Origin of the sequence: Nordella sp. HKS 07 (genome assembly GCF_011046735.1) — a bacterium.
GTDB lineage: Bacteria > Pseudomonadota > Alphaproteobacteria > Rhizobiales > Aestuariivirgaceae > Taklimakanibacter.
On record NZ_CP049258.1, the window covers coordinates 4564807 to 4581251 of the forward strand.

15 protein-coding genes and 1 pseudogene are annotated in these 16445 nt (G+C 61.2%); 8 read left to right on the plus strand and 8 right to left on the minus strand.

Annotated elements, in window-relative coordinates:
* Positions 1–26: 26 nt before the first annotated feature.
* Genes G5V57_RS21470 through G5V57_RS21485 form a run of 4 tightly spaced genes read left to right on the plus strand, consistent with a single transcriptional unit; the run spans position 27 to position 3262 of the window.
* Complete coding sequence (locus G5V57_RS21470; RefSeq protein ID WP_165169586.1) at positions 27–1172, plus strand: iron-containing alcohol dehydrogenase; 1146 nt, start codon at positions 27–29, stop codon at positions 1170–1172.
* A gap of 13 nt (positions 1173–1185) precedes the next feature.
* Positions 1186–1827, plus strand: a complete 642-nt coding sequence (locus G5V57_RS21475) for a dimethylsulfonioproprionate lyase family protein (RefSeq protein ID WP_165169587.1) — start codon at positions 1186–1188, stop codon at positions 1825–1827.
* Entirely contained in the window at positions 1824–2441 is a 618-nt protein-coding gene (locus G5V57_RS21480) for a dimethylsulfonioproprionate lyase family protein (protein WP_165169588.1), read from the plus strand. The genes G5V57_RS21475 and G5V57_RS21480 overlap by 4 nt, the downstream gene beginning before the upstream one ends.
* Positions 2442–2443: 2 nt before the next feature.
* Entirely contained in the window at positions 2444–3262 is an 819-nt protein-coding gene (locus G5V57_RS21485) for an alpha/beta hydrolase (protein WP_165169589.1), read from the plus strand.
* A 160-nt stretch (positions 3263–3422) separates the two neighbouring features.
* On the opposite strand, the gene G5V57_RS21490 is transcribed toward G5V57_RS21485, so the two are convergent.
* The 8 genes and pseudogenes from G5V57_RS21490 to G5V57_RS21525 form a co-directional block, all read right to left on the minus strand.
* A complete protein-coding gene (locus G5V57_RS21490) occupies positions 3423–5096 on the minus strand; it encodes an ABC transporter substrate-binding protein (protein WP_165169590.1) in 1674 nt (557 codons plus the stop codon).
* A 169-nt stretch (positions 5097–5265) separates the two neighbouring features.
* Positions 5266–6723 (minus strand): amidase, encoded by a 1458-nt coding sequence (locus tag G5V57_RS21495; protein ID WP_165169591.1) that lies wholly within the window; start codon positions 6721–6723, stop codon positions 5266–5268.
* 8 nt (positions 6724–6731) lie between these two features.
* Positions 6732–8841, minus strand: a pseudogene (locus G5V57_RS21500) (dipeptide ABC transporter ATP-binding protein).
* A 13-nt stretch (positions 8842–8854) separates the two neighbouring features.
* Positions 8855–9811 carry an ABC transporter permease gene (locus G5V57_RS21505; protein WP_165169592.1) on the minus strand — a complete coding sequence of 319 codons (957 nt, stop codon included), beginning with the start codon at positions 9809–9811 and terminating at the stop codon, positions 8855–8857.
* Between the two features lie 11 nt (positions 9812–9822).
* The gene (locus G5V57_RS21510) at positions 9823–10710 is read right to left on the minus strand and encodes an ABC transporter permease (protein WP_206530088.1); all 888 of its coding nucleotides are present in this window, start codon (positions 10708–10710) and stop codon (positions 9823–9825) included.
* A 193-nt stretch (positions 10711–10903) separates the two neighbouring features.
* Complete coding sequence (locus tag G5V57_RS21515) at positions 10904–11203, minus strand: HU family DNA-binding protein (protein ID WP_137855750.1); 300 nt, start codon at positions 11201–11203, stop codon at positions 10904–10906.
* A gap of 275 nt (positions 11204–11478) precedes the next feature.
* Positions 11479–12828: an FAD-binding oxidoreductase gene (locus G5V57_RS21520; RefSeq protein ID WP_165169594.1), complete on the minus strand. Its 1350-nt coding sequence runs from the start codon at positions 12826–12828 to the stop codon at positions 11479–11481.
* Positions 12829–12858: 30 nt separating this feature from the next.
* Positions 12859–13776 carry a fatty acid desaturase gene (locus G5V57_RS21525; RefSeq protein WP_165169595.1) on the minus strand — a complete coding sequence of 306 codons (918 nt, stop codon included), beginning with the start codon at positions 13774–13776 and terminating at the stop codon, positions 12859–12861.
* Positions 13777–13879: 103 nt separating this feature from the next.
* Here G5V57_RS21525 and G5V57_RS21530 point away from each other — a divergent pair, with 103 nt between their 5' ends.
* The 4 genes from G5V57_RS21530 (at position 13880) to napE (ending at position 16441) form a co-directional block, all read left to right on the plus strand.
* Positions 13880–14725, plus strand: coding sequence for a helix-turn-helix domain-containing protein (locus G5V57_RS21530; RefSeq protein ID WP_165169596.1), 846 nt, complete (start codon positions 13880–13882; stop codon positions 14723–14725).
* Entirely contained in the window at positions 14722–15492 is a 771-nt protein-coding gene (locus G5V57_RS21535) for a phosphate/phosphite/phosphonate ABC transporter substrate-binding protein (protein ID WP_165169597.1), read from the plus strand. Before G5V57_RS21530 ends, G5V57_RS21535 begins: the two co-directional genes overlap by 4 nt.
* Positions 15489–16118, plus strand: coding sequence for a glutathione S-transferase family protein (locus tag G5V57_RS21540; protein ID WP_165169598.1), 630 nt, complete (start codon positions 15489–15491; stop codon positions 16116–16118). The genes G5V57_RS21535 and G5V57_RS21540 overlap by 4 nt, the downstream gene beginning before the upstream one ends.
* Before the next feature lie 137 nt (positions 16119–16255).
* Positions 16256–16441 (plus strand): periplasmic nitrate reductase, NapE protein, encoded by a 186-nt coding sequence (gene napE, locus G5V57_RS21545; RefSeq protein ID WP_165169599.1) that lies wholly within the window; start codon positions 16256–16258, stop codon positions 16439–16441.
* The last annotated feature ends 4 nt before the right edge of the window (positions 16442–16445 follow it).

Here is a 16445-nt window from a genome sequence, read left to right on the forward strand (position 1 = left end):
CTGGCGGCCTATCTAGAGGCATGAGCATGGAGAGCTTTTCCCTCGCACCCGTCCCGGAAATCGTCTTTGGCCATGGCCGCTTGGCCGAGCTGCCCGGCCGCATCGCAGGCCTCGCTGGCGCCGGTGCCGGCGTCATGATCGTTGCCGATCCCGCGATGACTGCATCGGGTGTGGCGGCGCGCCTCATGAAGCTTTTGGCCGATGCCGGCCATGCGGCCAGCTTTTATGATGGCTTCCGGGGCGAGCCCAAATACAGCGACATCGATCGCGCCGCCGGCCTGGCGCGCGATGCCCGGGCAAAGGCGGTGATCGGTCTCGGCGGCGGCACGGCGCTCGATACTGCGAAGATGGTGGCTGCCTGCGCGGTCTCGGGCCTTGATGCGCAGTCCTATCAATTCTGCGAGGCGGCACTGCCTGCCGATCCTCTGCCGCTCATCGCGGTGCCGACCACCGCCGGCACCGGCGCCGAAGTGACGCGCACCTGCATTTTCACCAACAAGGAAGGGCAGAAGGTCTGGGCCTGGGGCTCAGAGCTCAAACCCGTCCTGGCGCTGCTCGATCCCGAGTTGACCGTAGGCGTCCCGGCCGCGGTCACGGCGGCCACCGGCCTCGATGCGCTCGTGCATGCCATCGAGGCGTGCACCAACCGCAACCGCCATCACGCCAATGATCTCTACTGTCACCAGGCGATCAGGCTCATCTCGGGCGCTCTGGAACAGGCGGTGACGGTCCCGGGCGATCTTGAGGCTCGCGGCGCGCTGTTGCTCGGCAGCTGCTATGCCGGCATCGGCATCGACAATTGCGGCACGGCGCTGGCGCATAACATATCCCATGCCATGGCCGAGCTGGCGCCGGTTCCGCATGGCCGGGCGACGGGCCTCGCAATGTTGGCCACCATCGACTGGGTAAAGGACGGCAATCCTGGCGCCTTCGCCAAGGTGGCCGAGGCGATGGGCGGGCAGGGGAATGTGGCGGCGGCTTTCGACGATCTGGTGCGGCGCTCGCATATCAAGGTGAACTTCGCCGGCGACGGGCTGGATCTCGCGCGGCCGGAGCTGCTTGCCGAGCGCATGGCGTCTGCCGCCCATGCGCCGATGCGTCGGAACACGATGCGCGATGTAAGTGACGCCGATCTTCTCAGCTTGGCGAAATGCGTCTATGGCCTCGCCTGAGGGGGGAATCAAAATGCACAATCCGCCAGCCGTCAGGCGACTGATCGCCGAGATCGACCGTTATCTTGCGCGCTTGGAGGGACCCGGCATCGCCGAGGTGCGTGCCGCCATTGCGCGGTTCGCACCCGGACCGGTGCGGGAGACGATTCTGCCGACCCCGCCGCGTCACGGCGATCTCGCGGATGCGATGTCGGCCATCGCGGGAGCCGATGAATTGCGCGATGCGATCGCGGCGACGCTGCCGGACCTGGCCTGGGTGACCTATGACGTCTATCCGCGCGCGATGATAGGCGATCGCTTCCCGGTGGCGCATGCCTTTGTGAGCCTGATCGGCGAATCGGGGCTTATCGCGGTGGAGGATTTCGAGCTTGGCTTGTTCATCATCGCGCCCCGGACTCTCTATCGCGATCACCGCCACAAGGCGCCGGAACTCTATGTCCCGTTAACCGGTCCGCATGAATGGCGTTTCGGAACGGATGAAAGCTGGTCAGAGTACGCGGCTCACATGCCGATCTGGAACGAGTCGATGAGGATTCACGCGACCCTGGTGCGTGATATACCCTTCCTGGCGCTCTTTGCCTGGACGAAGGATGTCAAGGCCGGTTCCGCTGTCGTCGCCGCGCCGGATTGGGCGGAAATAGAGGCACGCCTTTGAACGACAATATCTACGCGCCCGCGATGTGGGTCATCGAAGCGATCCGCACGTCGCTAAAAGGCGAAGGCGCCGCAGACGTCAAAGCGCGCCTCGCCGTCCAGAATCTCTCGCCGGGCGCGGCCGTCGATCCGGGCGCGCGCCGGCTCCCCGCCACGCGCTTTTTCGCCGAGTGCGTTGCCGCCTGTATGTTCCTGGCTCATGATGTCGCCGCCGCCCTGGCGGAGATCGAGGAGTTTCTGCATTGGAAGCAGAATCCGAATTACTCCGACGCAGTGATGGGCGAGGGCTATATGGAGAATTACGCCTATGCCGAGATCATCGGGCCGGACGGTTTCTTCCCGGGCGATGACTTCCTGCTTGGTTTCATGCTCCTGGGCCCCCGCCGACTATACCCCGACCACTATCATCCGGCGCCTGAGCTCTATTGGCTTCTAACCGGCCCGAGCGATTGGCGCCAGGACAAGAGCGAATTCAGGAGCCGCGCCGCCGGGGAAACGATCTGGCATCCGCCGCGCATGAGCCATGCAACCCGCACCGGCGACAGCCCGCTGCTTGCCATTTGGGCCTGGACGCGCCATGTCGGCGTCCCGGCACGGCTTGTGGAGGAGGCGTGAGCATGGGGCTCGTTTCGGCTCTGCGCCTGGCGGCCATCATCTTTGTCTCCTTCTACCTGCTCGCGGCTCTTTTCATGTATCTAAGCCAGCGGAGCTATCAGTATTTCCCGAGCCATCGGGGTATGGGCGCCGCGGCCGTCGGGCTCTCCGGGGTTGCGGACCTGAAGCTCGTGACCGAAGACGGAGAAAGGCTGCAGGTTTGGTACACCGCGGCGCGGCCGGGAAAGCCGACCATCCTCTATCTGCACGGTAATGGTGGCGAGATCTCCGATCGGGGCGAGCGTTTCGCCGTCTATCAGGCGCAAGGCTTCGGCGTGCTTTTCGTGAGCTACCGGGGCTATGGCGCAAGCACGGGAAGTCCGAGCGAGATCGGGCTGGTGAGAGACGCGCGCGCCGCTTATGACTGGCTTATCGCCCAGGGGGTAAGGCGGGAGGCGATCATGCTGGTGGGTGAATCGCTGGGCAGCGGGGTTGCCGTTCAGCTCGCCGCCGAGCGCACCGTGGGCGCCGTGGCGCTCGAGGCGCCGTTCTATTCGGCCGCCGATATCGCCGCCTCGATCTATTGGTGGCTGCCGGTGCGCCTGCTGATGAAGGACAAGTTCGATTCATTCCTCCATATCGGCAAGGTCCATGCGCCGCTGCTGATCATCCATGGCGACCAGGACGAGATCATTCCGCTGGGCGAAGGCCGGAAGCTCTTCGCCAGCGCCAATGAGCCCAAGCAGATGACTGTCGTCCCGGGCGGAACGCATGGCACGATCTTCTCACCCGACACCTGGATGAGCGAGATGCAGTTCTTCGCGCAGTATTCGAAACCTTGAGAACCCGCGAGCGATGCTCGCGGGTTCGGTTTCGATCGGGTAGATCACGATGAGTTTGGATCGTATTGCTCCAAACTTATAGACGTGATCGATTCTTATATGTTAGCGCGTGATTTTCGCAAAAAACCGATATCCACTTTTTCGCATCACGCGCTAGCGATCACGCCGGCGAGATCGCCAGCTGATCGCCAAAGATGTAGAGCGTCGGGTGGATCTCGAAGCCTTGCACCCGCTTGTCATAAGCGGCGTACACCGAGCGCCACAGCGGCTGGGTGATCGGCCCGTCTTCGAGCATGATTGCCTCGAGCTCGCCCAATATCTCGCGCCGTTTGTCGACATCGAGAGTGCCTTCAGCCTTGCCGAGCAATTCATCGAACTGTTTGTTCGAATAGCGCGACTCGTTCCACGGCACGCCGGTGCGATAGGCGAGCGCCAGCACCATGAAGCCGAGCGGGCGGTGGGTCCATTCGGTGAAGCCGAAGGGCACTTCCGTCCACACTTCCCAGAACTTCGCCGAGGGCAGGACGTTGATCTTGGCGCGGATATTGCCGGCCTTCCACTGTTCCGCCATCGCCTCGACCGCCGCCTGCTCCCAGGACGGGTCGGGCTTGCAGTTGATTTCTATGTCGATGCCATCCGGGTAGCCGGCCTCCGCCAGAAGCTTCTTCGCCTCGTCGGGCTTGTAGCCGAGCGGTTCGATTTTCTTGTAGTCGGGATGCACCGTGCAGACATGGTGATGCTCCGCCGCCTGGCCGACGCCTTTATGAGCGATCTGCAGGCACTTCTCCGGATCGGTGGCGTAACGGATCGCCTTGCGCACTTTCGGATCGTCGAACGGCTTCTGGGTCATCTGCATGCGCGCGACCGCGGTCTGCGCGGTCACCACCTGATGGATGTTCACATGCGGCATGCCCTTATAGAGATCGAACTGCTCGATATTGCCCTGATAGATGCCCTCGACCTGCTTCGAGGCGAGAGCTGCCGCGACCGCCGCCGGATTGTCGCCGAGATCGATGAACTGCAGCTCATCGAGATAGCCTGCCGCGTCGGGACGGCGCTTGAACACGGCCTTGCGGCCGACTTCAAGTTCGACGAGGTCGAAGGCTTCGGTGCCATTCGAGCCGATGGCGAAGACGCCGTTCTCGGCCGGATCGAGCATCAGGAAGGGATAGTGGAAGAGATGTTCAGGCACCGCGACCTGGGGCTGCGCGAGATTGAGGACGAGTGTCTTCGGGTCCTTGACCTCGATCGCATTGGCGTCCCACAATTCGGTGGTCATCACCGGATTGCCCTTGTCGTCCTTCGTGCCGGTATCGATCTCCTTGAGCATATAGCCCTTCATGAGGCCGACGACCGAGGAACCGACTTTCGGATCGAGGCAGTGCTTGATGTTCCAGGCCGCCTGGTCGGCGGTGAAATCCTCGCCCTTGCGCCATTTGGCGTCCTTCTTGATGTGCAGGGTCCAGGTCTTGAGGTCTTCCGAGGCCTCCCATTTTTCGCACAGATGCGGGCGTGTTACATTGTCGACACCGGTCCGGGTGAGATAGCCGCAGACCTGACGCACCACATTGGAGTCATAGACCCACGAGAAGGTATGCGGATTATCGACTTTCGGAATGCGCTGGGCGATCTTGAGCGTGCCACCCTTTGGCATGTCCTGAGCCATGGCTGGCGGCGCCAGAGGCTCGCCGGTGATCTTGCCGGCCCACATATAGGCCGCGCCCGACGACATGCCGAGCAGGCTCGCATAGCGAACGAATTCGCGCCGGTCTATTTTCTTGTCCGCGAGCTGCTGTTTGAGCCGCGGAATCCAGATATGCTCTTTGTCTGACATAGTCCTTATCCTCCCTCCCATTGGGGTTCTTCTTCCACAAGAGATGAATGTCGCGCCGTTGTGTCGGACGCTTTTTTCTTTGCGCATTGCGCGCTCGTACGAAGCCTATCACCCTCGCCGGATTAGGCAAATGGTGAAAGGAACTTACGCCTTACCAACAAGCCGCCGGCTAGAAAGAGCCGGGCGGCGGCACGAAACCATGATACTCCCGTTCCAGAAGTTCGGCAAAGCGCAGTGTCGTCAGATCTCCATACTGCTTTGTAATGATCTGGATCCCGGCCGGCAGGCCCTCGGGTGTCAGCCCCATGGGGGCGACGGTGGAGGGCAAGTAGAAGCCGCCGGAATAGCCGGCCCAGAAGAGCTGGTCGGTCGTCGGCACCTGCCGCCCATTGACTGTGATCGTCCGCTCGTGGCGTTCGCCCTTCTGGTCATGCGGGAAGGCGGCTGAGGCCGCCGCCGGACAGATGAGCACGTCCCAATCGGCGAAGAACTGATCCCACAGCAGGCGCATTTGATGGCGCCGCTCATTCGCCAGGAGCCAGGACCGGTGCGGCAGCACATTGGCCCGGGTCATCTGGGCGAAATAGCTGTTGTCCTCGGCCGCGAAGTCTTCCGCCAGTTTGCGGTTGGCGGCGAAATCCTGGTCGTTCAGCCGCCGGCTCGTCGCTGAGCGCAGGAGCCGGATATAGATGTCCATCGCCTCGCGCGTCGAGAATTGCGGCCTGGCCGTCATGGAGAGGCGCTTCACCCGCTTCGCCAGAAACTGGGCGAGCTTGCCGATGAGGTCCTGCACCGGCTGATCGACTTCACTCACCGGATCGTTCAGCATCACCGCGACGCGGAAGTCCTTCAATGAAGTCTGCGAGGCGGACGGCAGATTGAGGCGCAAGGCCCGTGCCTCGACGCCGTCAGGCCCGGCCAGAAGCTTCAGCATCGCGGTGAGATCCCGGGCGCTGCGCGCCATGGGACCGGCGACGGAGATGTCGCTGGGACTGACGATGCCGGGCAGGAACTGGCCGCGCATCGGCACGATGCCATAGGTCGGCTTATGGCCGTAGACGCCGCAGTAATGCGCAGGATTGCGGATCGAGGCGCCGATGTCGGAGCCGACCTCGAGCGCGCTCATGCCGGTGGCGAGCGCCACCGCAGATCCCCCCGATGATCCGCCGGGTGAGCGCGCTTTGTCCCATGGATTGTTGGTCGTGCCATAGATGGCATTGAAGCTCTGCCAGTCGGAGAGCATCAAGGGCACATTGGTCTTGCCGAGTATGATGGCGCCCGCATCGGTGAGGCGGGTAAGGGCGACGGCGTCCGATCCCGCGATGTTTCCGGCAAAGCGCGGGTCGCCCCAGGTCGTTGGCGTCCCGGTCCAGTCGAAGCTCTCCTTGATGGTCATCGGCACACCGTCGAAGATGCCCTTGGGCGTGCCCGCCTTCAGACGCCTGTCGGACGCCACAGCAGCCTTGCGGGCCCGTGCGATGTCGCTGACGATCACCGCATTGAGCGACGAATTATGTTTTTCGATTTGCGTCCAGGCGAGATCGAGAAGCTCGCGCGCGCTGATCTTGCCGCTGCGCAGGAGGCGCGCCTGGTCGATGGCTGATCTGAGATGTAAGGACAGGGGCATGATTTGGGCTAATGCTTCGCTATGGTGGAATCTTCTTCTGTTTCGTGACGCCCGATCTTGATCACCGGTTCCATCGCGCGCAGCACGTCGTCCGGCAAGTGGCACAAGATCATATGGCCATTGCCCATGTCCTTGACCGGCGGCATTTGTGTTTCGCAGATCGCGCCGATTTTGCGATGGCAGCGTGTCTGGAATGGGCATCCGGACGGTGGATTCATCGGCGAGGGCAACTCACCCTTCAGCACGATATGCTTCTTGGTGACCGACGTATCGGCGATCGGTACAGCAGACAGGAGCGCTTCCGTATAGGGATGATAGGGCGGCGAGAAGACTTCGTCGGTCGTGCCCTGTTCCATGATGTAACCGAGATACATCACCACTATGCGATCGGCGAGATAGCGCACCACCGAAAGGTCGTGGCTGATGAAAACGAGGGTCGTGCGCTTCTTGCGCTGGATATCGGTCAGAAGACCGGTCACCGCCGCCTGCACCGACACATCGAGCGCCGAGACGGGTTCATCGGCGACCACAACCGCCGCTTCGCCGCCGAAGGCGCGCGCAATGCCGATGCGCTGTTTCTGGCCGCCCGAAAGTTGGCGCGGCTTGCGGTCGGCGAACTCGCGCGGCAACTTGACCATATCGAGAAGCTCATAGGTCTTGCGCTCGGCCTCGTCGCGGGTTTTCGCGACACCGAATTTGCGCAGGACGCGGGCAATCTGGGAGCCGACCGAGTGGCTGGGATTGAGCGTCTCGAATGGATTCTGAAACACAATTTGCAAGCTGGATATGAGGCCCGGCGGTCTCTGCCGGACCGGCATATTGCCGACCTCAAGCCCGTTGACCAGAACCTCGCCGCCGGTCGATTCCTCAAGCCCCATGAGGACCTTGGCGAGCGTGCTCTTGCCGCAGCCGGATTCGCCAACGATGGCGACTGTTTCCCCCTTCGCGTGCTTCGAAGTCGAGCTTCTCATTGGCCTTGACGAAACGCGATTTGGTGCCCGAGATCAGCGCGGCGATCGAGTTGTCGCGGATCTCATAGTACTTCTTCATGTTCCTGATCTGCAGCACCGGTGGTCCGGACTGGATCGGCTCAGTCTCGACCCCCTTGGGCCGGTATTTCCTCCAGTCGATCTCATCATAGCGCACGCAGCGCGCCTCATGACCGGGGTCGTTCTTGATATCGAGCATCGGTATCGGCTTGTCGCAGCGCCCAGCCTGGAAGAAATCGCAGCGCGGACCGAAAGTGCAGCCCAATGGCCGGTCACGCGGCAGCGGCAATTGCCCGCGAATGGGCACCAGCGGATGGGCGTAGCGATCAGCACCCGGCAACGGGATCGAGGAGAACAACCCGCGTGTATAGGGATGGCGCATGTGGTCGAAGACCTGCTTGACATCACCCGTCTCGACCGCTTGTCCCGAATACATGACGCAGATGCGGTCGCAGGTCTCGAGGATGAGTCCGAGATTATGCGAGATATAGATCATCGACGTGCCGAAACGCGTCGAGATGTCCTTGATCAATTCGACGACACCCGCCTCGACCGTGACATCGAGCGCCGTGGTGGGCTCATCAAGCAGCAAGAGCTTCGGATTGGACAGGAGCGCCATGGCGATGACGACGCGTTGCTGCTGCCCGCCCGAAAGCTGATGCGGATAGGAGTTCATGATGCGACGCGGATCGGGCAGCCTGACCGCGTCCAGCACCTCGGCAGCGCGCTCATAGGCGGCCAATTCGCTGATACCTTCGTGGGTCACCAGCACTTCAGTGAGCTGCGTGCGGACGAGCAGGGAGGGATTGAGCGACGCCATCGGCTCCTGATAGACCATCGATATCTGCGAGCCGCGGATCTTGCGCAGTTCTTCTTGCGACATAGTGCGCATGTCGCGGCCCATGAACTTGATCTCGCCGCCGGTGATGGCGCCGTTGCGGCCCATATACTGCATGATAGCGAGCGCCACGGTGGACTTGCCGCAACCCGACTCGCCCACGATGCCGACCGCTTCGCCGGGCATGACGGAGAGATTGAAGTCATAGACGGCCGGCACCGCGCCGGCGCGCGTGTAGTAGGAGATCGAGACGTCCTTGCATTCGAGCACTGGTGTCTGGGCGGCGTTCATCGTTCTAGCTCCCTCAGTCACGCAGTGAGATTTCGCGCAGGCCGTCGGCGAGTAGATTGAGGCCAAGCACCAAAGAGGATATGGCGAGCGCCGGCCATATCATGGCATTGGCCGCGATAGAGCCGAAACCACGCACCTCGGCGATCATCTTGCCCCAGTCCGGATCGGGTGGCGGCAGGCCGAGGCTCAGGAAGCCGAGAACAGCAATGGCGATGATCACATAGCCAAGCCGCAGGCAGGAATCGACGATGAGCGGTCCGCGGGCATTCGGAAGCAGCTCAACCAGCATGATGTAGAGTGGTCTCTCGCCGCGTACTTCGGCGGCGGCAATGTAATCGCGGGTTTTGAGGTCAAGGACGAGGCCCCGCACGATGCGGGCCACTTGCGGTGCGACGCTGAAGGTGATCGCAAAGATGATGATGATGCCCGAGACGACGACGCCACTCATCCCCAATGATTTTCCGAGGTATCTGCCGACATCAGAATTCGGTCCAAAATTCGTGAGAATGACAAGATAAAGCACCATTTGCGGGAAGGAGAGCAGGACATTGCCGAAGAACGAGATGATTTCATCCCACCAGCCGCCGCGATAGCCGGCCATCACGCCAAGCAGCATGCCGACGGAATAGGCGACGATGGTGGCAAGGATCGACCAGAACAGCACGAGGCGCGATCCATAGATGAGGCGCGAAAGAATATCGCGGCCTTTGTCATCAGTGCCCAGCCAATAGAGGCCGCCATCTGGCGAAGGCGAAAGAGCTGGCTTCAGTAGATCGGGTGCCGATTGCGCCAGGGGGTCGCGCAGCGGCATGAGGTCGGCGCCAAGCGCCATGGCGATCCAGAACAGCACCAGGAAGGCGCCGAACATTCCGATATAGGATTCGCGCAACAGCGCCAGCGACTTGACGAACCGGACAAGCGGGTGACGTCGCTTGGGCATCTCGCTCGCCGGTGCACTCGTTGCGGTCATGGGCCAGATCCTTATGCGAAGCGGATGCGCGGATTGAGATAGGTGTAACCGACATCGGAAATAAATTGCGACAGGACGGCGACGAAGACGGCAACCATTGCGCCGGCCTGCACGATATAGATGTCGCCGAAGAGGGCGGCGTCATAGATCGCTTTGCCGAAACCATCATAGGCAAAGAACACTTCAGTCACGATGATGCCGGAAAGCAGATAATTGAGTTGCAGGATCATGACGGTGAATGGCGCGATCAGCGCATTGCGTAGCGCATGCTTAACCACCACTTGCCGGTAAGGTAGTCCTTTCAGGACGGCGGTGCGCACATATTGCGATGTCATGACTTCGGCCATCGAGGCCCGTGTCATACGTGTGTAGTAGCCGAAATTATAAATGACGAGCACCATCACGGGCAATACAAGCTCAATCCATCTGAAGCCGGTGGAGAAGGAAGAGGAGCCGGGCAGCCAGTCGAGCCAGTAGACGAAGATGGCGACCAGGAAAGTTGCGGATGCGAATTCGGGAATCGAGGTGGTGAGCACCGAGGCGACGGTAATGATGCGATCGCGCGGACCGCCCTCATTGATGCCGGACAGCACGCCGAGGATCAGCGAGATGATCGCGGTGATAAGGAAGACGCATAGGCCGAGTATGGCGGTATTGGCGAGGCGCGGCGCCAGGAATTCCAGCACTGGGCGGTTGAATTGCGCCGACACCTTCCAGTCGCCTGTGATGAAGCCGTAAAGCCAGCTGAAATAGCGCACGATGAGGGGACGGTTGTAACCATTCTCCTCCAGCCAGTGGAGGCGGCCTTCCATCGGCGAGTAGGGACCGAGCACGCGCGCGGCGAGCGCCAGCTTGTCTCCCTCGAAGATCAGGAAAAGCAGAATCGAGATCACGATCATGATCAAGATCATCGACGCGAGGCGCCGGCCAGCTAGTAACAGCATCCCTCACCCTGCCTGTTTTTGTATTTTTGTTGGCGAGGATCATAGGATCAATCAAACAAGCTAAGCAAGCATTTGCGTCGCTCAACAGCCTTAAAACGAAACGGCCCCGCGATGAGCGAGGCCGTCATGACGTCGGACTGCGAAAGCTTCAGATAGCTTCCTTGAGTTCCTTGGCGGCGCGGAAGGCAACCTTCTTCGAGGCCTTGATCTTGATGGCTTCGCCGGTGGCGGGGTTGCGGCCCATGCGCGCCGGACGCTTGCGGACCTGCAGGATGCCAAGGCCGGTCACGCGCACCTTGTTGCCTTTCTTCAGGTGCTTGACGACGAGGTCGACGAAAGCGCCGAGGAATTCCGTGGAGGCCTTCTTCGACATCTCATGCTTCTCGGCAAGTTCCGCTGCCACTTTCGACAGGGGAATCGTCACCACTTTCACTTTATCATCAGCCATCTATTTGCTCCTTGCTTGCTGAATTCTGTGAATCGAGCCCTAGCGCATGCGTTGATTCGTGAAAACCCTTATTTTCATGGGTTTTTGCGCCGCACACGCCGAAAAACGCCCATTTGGCGGGTCGAATCCACTCCCTCCTCCTGAGGAGACCGGCGCCTGCCGGCCCCGCGTTCTGGACCCCGGGCGTGCAAGAAGCAGGGAAATCAGGCAAAAAAACAGCAGGATAGAGGTGGTCCACCATCCTGCTGTAACACTTTATGGTGGGTTAGGGACGCCTACACCCAGGGACAATTGGAGTTGCGGTCGCCGAAAGTCCTTCCCTGGGCGAAGCGGGTGAAGGCGAAGGGAGAAAGCTCCGGCACCGGTTCGCCCGAGACCAAATGGCGGGCGACGAGCTTGCCGACGCCGATCATCTTATAGCCGTGGTTCGAGTCGGCGATCATGTAGCCATTGTCGGCCACCCAGTCGAAGATCGGCACCGAGTCCGGCGTGAAGGCGCCGATGCCGCCATTGCGGCGCTGCTTGAACTGGCTGCCATAGTTCTTGAATTGGTCGAACAGATAGGCGAGCGTCGCCATGTAGTAGTCCTTGAACCACGCATCGGCCTGATAGAGATCGTTGGCGTGGCCATAGGGATCGAGTACCGCCTTGGGGCCCATCTTGATCGGGATGGTGCCGCCCTGTACGCCCGGAGCCCCGGCGCGCTCGGCCGCATAGCGCACATACATATAGAAGTGCTGATCCGGGAATTTGTGGCCGTCCTCGGTGATGACCGGCGTGTTCATCAGCTCGACATGGAGAACCGGCGGGTCCTTGTCGTCGCCGGTGCGGTATTTGTGGCCATCCTTGAGGAGCACCTCGCCTTCGAGGAGGCGCCAATAGGTCCACATGTCGGCATCCTTGACGACGCCGCCGTCCGGATAGCGCATGTCGAGCTTGTTGGGCAGGCCCAGCCAGTCCCAGTGCTTGGTGATCCAGGCGCCGGCGCAGATCACCACCGCATCGGCTTTGATCGTGCCGTCCGAGGTGAGGACGCCGGTGATGCGGCCATTATGCATGTCGTAGCCTTCGACCGTGATGCCGGTGAAAGAGCGCACGCCCCACTGGTCGCACTTCTCCTTGAGCGCCCTGACCGCGGTATGGGTGCCGGCATAGCCCGACGGGATCTCGTGCAGAACGACATCGGCCTTGTCGACATTGAAGTCCGGCCAGATCTTCTTGAGGAAGCTCTTTGCCTCCTTGCCGACATACATGTCCGACTTGTAACCGGCGGCGTTCTGGCTCTTGTGCATCTTCTCGTAGTCGGCCTGCTGGTTGCCTTCGCCGACCGACACATAGCCCACCTGCTGGAAGCCGAAATTGACCGGGTCCGATTCCCACACATCGACCGAATGGCGCAGGATATTGTGGATCGGCGAGGTCATGTAGAGGTTGCGCACGCAGCCGCAGGCGATGCCGGTGGCGCCCGCACCCGGCCCTGTCTTGTCGATGAGCACGACATCCGAGCCCTTGCCCTTGCCGGAGCGCTCGAGCTCCATGGCCAGATGCCAGGCCGTCGACATGCCGTGCATGCCCATGCCGACGACGACATAGGCGGCTGATTTGGGTAGATGCGCTGTGGTCATGCGTGTTTTCTCCGTAGACTGATTGACTGGTTACTTGATGAGCGGGTGGGCGACAGGCTCTTTCGGCCTGAGGAAATAGCGCCGGAATATCTCGCCATAGCCGTTCATGCGATAGCCGTTGTTCTTGGCGACCAGCGCGTCGCGCTCGGCGCGGTAATAAGCGGGCAATTCATACCAGGCGAGTCGCGGCCGCGTGTGATGGGCGACATGCAGGTTGTTGTTGAGGAAAAGCAGCGCCCAGAAGGGCGACGCCTCGACGATGATGGTGCGTTCACCTTCATCCTCCGCCGCCTGATGCTCGCAGAAGGAACGCACCAGCATGAGCGCGACGCCCGGATAGGCAAAGAGCAGGACATACTGCCAGAAGGGGATGCCGCACACCCAAAGCGCATAGAACAGGGTAACGGCGCAGGCCGGGATGTGGAGAAGCCAGGCGCTGAGGGCGTCGCGATCGCCTTTGACGATGGCCATGAGGTCGCAAGACCAGAAACGGATGGCGGCGATGATCGGGCCCAGGATCATGCGGCCAGCGAGCGTGTTGTTGAGGGTGTAGAGCTGCTTCATGGGGGCCGGAAGGCGCGCCCAGCGATCGGGCAGCAGATAATAGGATTCGGGATCGAGCAGCGGATCCGTCAGATGCGCGTCATTGTGATGGGTAAGATGCAGCTTGCGATAGCGTCGGTAGGGGAACCAGAGGCTCGGATTGACCGATACCAGAAGCTCGTTAACGAGGCGGTTGCGGGTGGGGTGGCCATGCAACACCTCGTGCTGGAGAGAGCCATGCAGCGCAACCAGATAGGCGGCGATAGGCGCCACCCCCCACCATGGCAGCGTATGGAAGAACCACATCACAAGCGCGAGCAGACTGTACATGGCGGCAATAAGAGCAACCGTCGGCCATTCGATCGTGAGCGGCTTGGCGGTCTCGATTTCGCGGGTAAGCAACATGTCTCAAATGTATAGGGGCAACGGGCTTTACCCGCGATGCTACGATGCGCATGATTTGTTTATTCTGATACGCATCCGCGCCAATTGGTGATATTTGTAAACAATGCAGAAGCGGGACACATCCGATATATTTCGCCAACGGCTTCTGGCGCTGATCGAACGTTCCGGACTTTCGCGATCGCAGTTCGCCGCCCGAGCAGGGCTGGACCGATCCACACTTTCGCAACTATTATCTGACGTAAACGTCAGATTGCCGCGTACTGAAACCATTGCTCGGATAGCCGCCCGTCATACGGTCTCGATCGACTGGCTGCTCGGCCTCTCGCAGCAGGATCAGGTCGCGGCCGACATCGTCTCGCAGATGGCAATCGAGCCCGACGCCGGCAGCCCGGCCGATGAGCGGCTCCTGAGCTGGCATGAGGAAGCCCGCGGCTACAAGGTGCGCTATGTCCCGGCGACACTGCCCGATCAGGTGAAGACCGAGGCGGTCATCGCCCATGAGACGGGAAGGCTCGAGACGACCGCCGCCAAGGCCTGGGCCGGCATCGCGCGCGCCCGGATCATCCACGCCAAGCGCACCGAGCATGAGATCGAGGTATGCTCGACGCTTCAGGGGCTCGAGGGCTTCGCCCGGGGCGAAGGCATCTGGCGTGGTCTCGAAGCGCCCGAGCGCCTGGAGCAACTCGACCAGGCGGCAAAGCTCGTCGAGGAGCTCTATCCCGCCTATCGTTGGTTCCTCTTCGACAACCGTGAGCGCTTCTCGGTGCCGTACACGGTCTTCGGCCCCATGCGCGCCGCAATATATGTCGGCGACATGTATTTCGTCTTCACCTCGACGGAGCATATTCGCGAGCTTTCTCGCCATTTCGACAATCTCATCCGCCATGCCCGCATCCAGCCCAATGAGACTGGCAACTACATTCGTTCCCTGATGAAGGACCTCCAATGACGATTTCGCTTCCCATGTATGACTGGCCGGAAGTGTGCCAGGCGACAGACGACTGGGCGGCGGGCGTCCTGAGGCACATGGGACGCGCGGGTTGCCGGCTCGACCGTAATCCCGATTATTTCTCGGGCTGGCGCCGGCGCGATCTGTTTTTCAGCCAGACCTGCGGCTACCCCTTCACCCATGAGTTTCGCGGCAAGCTCGCCTATCTCGCCACGCCGCATTACACAGCACCGGGATGCGAGGGGGCTGACTATTGCAGCTTCATCTTCGCCCGCGAGAAAAGCCCGCTGGCCGCGTTCAAGGGCAGTCGTGCGGCGGTGAACAATCCCGATTCCATGTCGGGCATGCTGGCGCTGAAGCTTGTCTTCGTGCCCGAGGCGAAGAGCGGCGAGTTCTTCTCTTCGATCGTCGAAACCGGCGGGCACATCAAGTCGATGATCGCGGTGCGTGACGGCGCGGCCGATATCTGCGCCATCGATTCCGTCTGTGTCGCGCTGGCGCAGCGCTACCGGCCAGACTATTTGAGCGGCCTGGTCGAGGTCGCGCGCTCGCCTATGGTGCCGTGCCTTCCTTATGTGACGGCCCTGGATCGCGATCCCATGGCTTTTCGCCGCGCGCTAGCCAAGGCCTTCGCCGACCCCGATCTGGCACCCACCCGGCAGGCCTTGCTTCTCGACGGGCATTCCGTCCTTGCGGAGTGCGCTTATGACCGTATCCTGGCGCTTGAGCGGCACATGGAACAGGCTGGAGGACTGAAGCTCTTATGATTGATCTCTATACCTGGAGCACGCCCAATGGGCGCAAGGTCTCGATCGCGCTCGAGGAGATGGGACTTGGCTACGAGACCCATCCCATCAATATCGGCAAGGACGAGCAATTCGCGCCCGCCTTCCTGAAGATATCGCCCAACAACAAGATTCCGGCCATCATCGACCGCGACAACGGCCAGAGTATTTTTGAATCCGGCGCCATCCTCATGTATCTCGGTGACAAGACCGGCAAGCTCTATCCGAGCGATGCCAAGACGCGAATCCGCATCCATGAATGGCTGATGTGGCAGATGTCGGCGGTCGGTCCCTTTCTCGGCCGCGCCCACTACTTCCTGCATTTCAACGAAGGCAAGGCGCCTTTCGCCGACGCCTGGTTCGCGGCGGAAGCCAAGCGGCTCTATGGTGTGCTCGACCGCCTGCTCGAAGGGCAGGAGTTCATGTGCGGCGATTACTCGATCGTCGATATCGCGACCTTCCCCTGGATCGCCCGCTTCGGCTGGCAGAAAATCGATCTGACGGACTTCCCCAATGTGCGGCGCTGGTATCGCAGTCTTGCCGCCCGTCCGGCGGTGATCAAAGGCTACAAAGTGCCGGACGCGTCGGCGGAGATCCCATCGCCGTGAGACCTGCTAAATCCTCTATGGCAGGGTAGTAGTCGCGCGTCGCTTTGCCGCGACGGTGCGGGCCGGTTCGATTGACTCACGCAGCCGTTTGGAAGAACATCCTGTGCGCCGCCAATGGCTGAGGCAGGGAGGAACTCGTGACATCGAGCCCTGTTGCGAGAGATAGATCACAGACTCCACCGACGCGTCGGGAGGAACTCTTCGCGTTCATTGTGCTGGCTGTTCTCATCTGGCCGATCCTCGCGGTCGGGATTGTCGGCGGCTATGGCTTCCTGATCTGGATGTATCAGCTGATCGCCGGTCCACCCGGGCCGCCGCATTGAGGTG